Below are 3,480 nucleotides of genomic sequence, written 5' to 3' on the forward strand. Positions count from 1 at the left end.
GCCGGCCGTCGCGCCGCCCTGGCCGTGCCGGGCCCTCGGCCGCGTCGCCGGCCCTCGCTCCGTCGAAGCCCGGTCGCCTTCTTGGTCCCGGCCTCGCCCCGCCCGCTGCCGCCTCGGTCCGCTCGGCATCCGGCCCGCCGAGCGACGCCGTGCTCTGCCGCCTGCTCCCACCGCGTCGCGCCCCGACTGTCTGCCGTTTCCCCCGGGCCGCCCGCCCCCGCGGTGCCCGGTACGGAACAGACGGTCCGTTGTCAGACCCCCTCCGTAGGCTGGGCATGAGGTACCTGAGACAGGAGGGCAGTGTGGCCCGGAAACCCAGAGTCGATCAGCGCGCGATCGAGCGACACGTCAAGGACATCGTCAAGGGCTATGAGCGCGCAGCCCGACGGAATCCGATCCGCGTGCCGATCCAGACGGACGCGACTGCCGAAGGAGCCTCCATGACCGGCCGCGACGCCGTCGAAGGCAACCCGGTCCTGGCCCGGCTCCTGATGTGGCTGGACGAACAGGCCCAGATGAACCCCGCGCACTACGTCGACGTGACCCGGTTCGTCGAAGAAGAGCAGCTGGACGGCGAGGACCCGTCCGTGCTCGCCTTCGAGCTGGAACAGCGCGACCTGGTCAAGATCGCACGCGCCATGGGGGGAACGCCCGACGTACACCTCAGTGACGCGGGCCGCGTCGCGGTGAGCCGACTGAAGAAGCTGCAGCAGGACCGCGCCGCCCGGCTCCGCTACACCATGGACGCCTTCCTGCGGTGGCTGTTCGACACCGCTGGTGACCAGTCGCCCACCAACCCGTCCCTGTTTCTGACGACGACCACCGCGTACTTCGCCGGCGCCGCGATCTCCGGGACCGACCTGCACCAGGCGCTCGCCTACCTGACGGACCACACCCTCATCGAGCGCATCGACACCGACCCCGCCACGGTCGTCATCACCCCCGAAGGCGTCAGCTGCGCCCTGTCTGGAGGAAGCGTGCAAGACCACACCAACCCGGCGCGCACCGGCACCACGTACAACAACTACCTGCCGAATGCCAAGGGCGTCATCATCGGCGAGCAGCAGCACTTCACTCAGAACAACACCGACGGCGTCGACCCGACACTGTTCATCCAGCTGGCCGGATACGTCGGACAGGTCAGCAGCACGCTGGGCATGCCCGAGCCAGCCCGCGTTGAGCTGGAGCGCGTCGCCCAGGACCTGCACGACGAAGCGACCTCGCAGACCCCTGAGCCGGGCCGCCTGCGGCAGCTCACCACACAGCTCAAGGACAAGCTTCTGGAGGCCGGCACCACCATGGCCGCCACGATGGGCGTGCAGATGGCCGAGCAGGCCCTCGGAGTGCTGATTTAGCAGCAGTCCGCCGGACAACGCCACGGACCCCGGGAGGTAAACCTCCCGGGGCTCCGGCCTTGGTGGACACTCCCTGCCGAGCGAAGCCCTCTGCCTACGCAGCCCAGTCGAGCCCCAGCTCGGCGAGCACCGCTTTCTTCTCCACGGTGAGCTTGGTGCGCCGGGTCTTGGTGTTGGTCAGCCACACCCCGAGCTTCACCTGGGTGCCGTCCGGGAGGGGCTCTACATGCCGCCTGGGGACAGTCAGGGTGCCGGTGCGGGCCTTGTACTGCCGCAGGGCCGTCACGCCTCGCTCGAACGCCCCAGGGCCGCCCTTGCGGGCCTTCGCGGGTGCCTCCTTGGCCGGGGGGAGCGCCGTGATGCCGAGCTGGGCCAGGCGCTCACGCTGCCCGTCCATTAGCCCGGCCCACACCGTGTGCTGGCGCTGTCTGGCCAGCCATTTCCCGACGTCCATGCCGTGTACGGTCACCCCGGGCAGCAGTTCGGTGAGCGCAGTGTCCTCCTCGGCGAGGAGTTCGCGTACGGCGGCGTAGTGCCGCTGCCAGGTGACGGGCCAGGCCGGGTTCCAGTCGGGGTCGATCGAGGCGAGGGCTTCGGCGCGTTCGGGGTGGCCGGCCAGAGCGCCCGGCCGCCTCAAATTCGACAGCCACTGTCCGATCGGCCGGTCCAGCGCGGTCGCCGTGCGGGGCGCGCAGAGTGTCCGGTGCTGCTCGTAGTAGATGCGGGCGGCGGCCAGGTTTTCCTGGAAGGCCGCGTCGGTGGCGTCCCACACCATCCCGAGTGCTTCGAGTCGCTCGGCGCGCTTGCCGGTCATCTGTCCGGCCGCGTACGCGCGGCGCTGCTCGGCGATCCACTGCCCGAGCGGGTAGGCGCCTTCCCTGTGGTCGTACGGCACCCGCAAATGATCTTCGCACTCGCGGTACCGGCGCGCGGCGGCGTACCCGCGCGCCCAGTCCTGCCGCTCGGTATCGATGACATTGAACGACACCCACTCGGCGACCATCACCGGGTCCCGCGGCGCCGCAAAACGCAACAGCAGACGCGTTTCCTCCTCGGCTTCCTCGGGCGCCTCACCGATATTCCACGACGGATCCACAACCCTCTTTCGCGGCTCTTGCGGAATGGCGAGCAATTCCACGGCCTCTTCATCATGCGCACGCAGCCCCTGAAGGACTTTCACCAAAGGCCGATAGCTGCCCGAGGTGAACATGTCCTCGGGCTGCTCGCCTGGCTGGAGGAATACGGGAACGATCAACGACGCCAGCTTCCCCTCACCCGGCTTCTGCCGCAGCGCCCGCCCGATCGCCTGCACGATGTCGTGTGGCGCACCCTTGGGGTCCAGCAGCGCCACCGAGTCCACCGCCCGGATGTCCACGCCCTCGCCCAGGACGCGGCAGTTGGAAAGCACCGCCCGCAGCGCCGTGGTGCCGAAGCCGGCCAGAACCTCCCGTCGGCGCTCGGGGACGTGCTCTCCGCACAGCCAATCGGCCCAGATCCGCCTCGGATACTTCTCCGGCTGGTCCGCATGCAACTTCGCCGCCACCCGCCCCAGCCCCTCCGCGTACGCCTGCGCCTCTATCGTCCGGTGATGGAAGGTGATGCAGGTGTTCAGGCTGTGGTCGGCCATGGTGCGCAGCAGCGCCGCCTGCAGCGCACCGAGCCGCTGCCCGCGCACCTCCTCGCTGCGCCGCTCCTCACCCATCAGCCGCTCCGGGGTGACGACCGGGTCCTGCAGCTCGACGACGATGATCTGGTACCGCGCCAGCAGGCCGCGCGCCACCGCTGACGCCAGGGTCAGCTTGTACAGCACCGGACCGAAGATCTCTTCGTCGTCCATGGAGGCCGCCAGCTCCTCCGGCAACGCCTCCCGAACGCCCTCGGCCACCTCCCAGTTGGGCCGCTCCTGCCAGATCCGCGGCGTCGCCGTCATATACAGCCGGCGCGCCGCCGGGATGACCGCCTGGTCGTGGATGTCCGCCCAAGCCTTCCCCAGCGACCCACTGGTGCGGTGCGCCTCGTCCACCACCGCCAGGTCCACCGGCGCCAACCGCTGCCCGTAGATGCCCTCGAATGCCTCGGCGAGCACCGGAAGCGACGCATAGGTGGCGTAGATGGTCACCGGCCC

The 3,480-nt window shown here is 69.7% G+C and carries 2 protein-coding genes; one reads left to right on the forward strand and one right to left on the reverse strand.

The genetic code is table 11. From position 1 onward, the window contains the following. Positions 1 to 440: 440 nt before the first annotated feature. Positions 441 to 1,355 carry a hypothetical protein gene (locus tag AB0M27_RS47025; protein WP_365732346.1) on the forward strand — a complete coding sequence of 305 codons (915 nt, stop codon included), beginning with the start codon at positions 441 to 443 and terminating at the stop codon, positions 1,353 to 1,355. 94 nt (positions 1,356 to 1,449) lie between these two features. Here AB0M27_RS47025 and AB0M27_RS47030 read toward each other — a convergent pair. Further along, a partial coding sequence (locus AB0M27_RS47030; protein ID WP_365732347.1) for a Helicase associated domain protein occupies positions 1,450 to 3,480 on the reverse strand: 2,031 nt, incomplete at its 5' end.

Source organism: Streptomyces sp. NPDC052107 (assembly GCF_040680215.1).
GTDB lineage: Bacteria > Actinomycetota > Actinomycetes > Streptomycetales > Streptomycetaceae > Streptomyces.

Coding starts and splice junctions, on each gene's coding strand:
- AB0M27_RS47025 (WP_365732346.1), top strand. CDS start 441: ATGACCGGCCGCGACGCCGTCGAAGGCAACCCGGTCCTGGCCCGGCTC.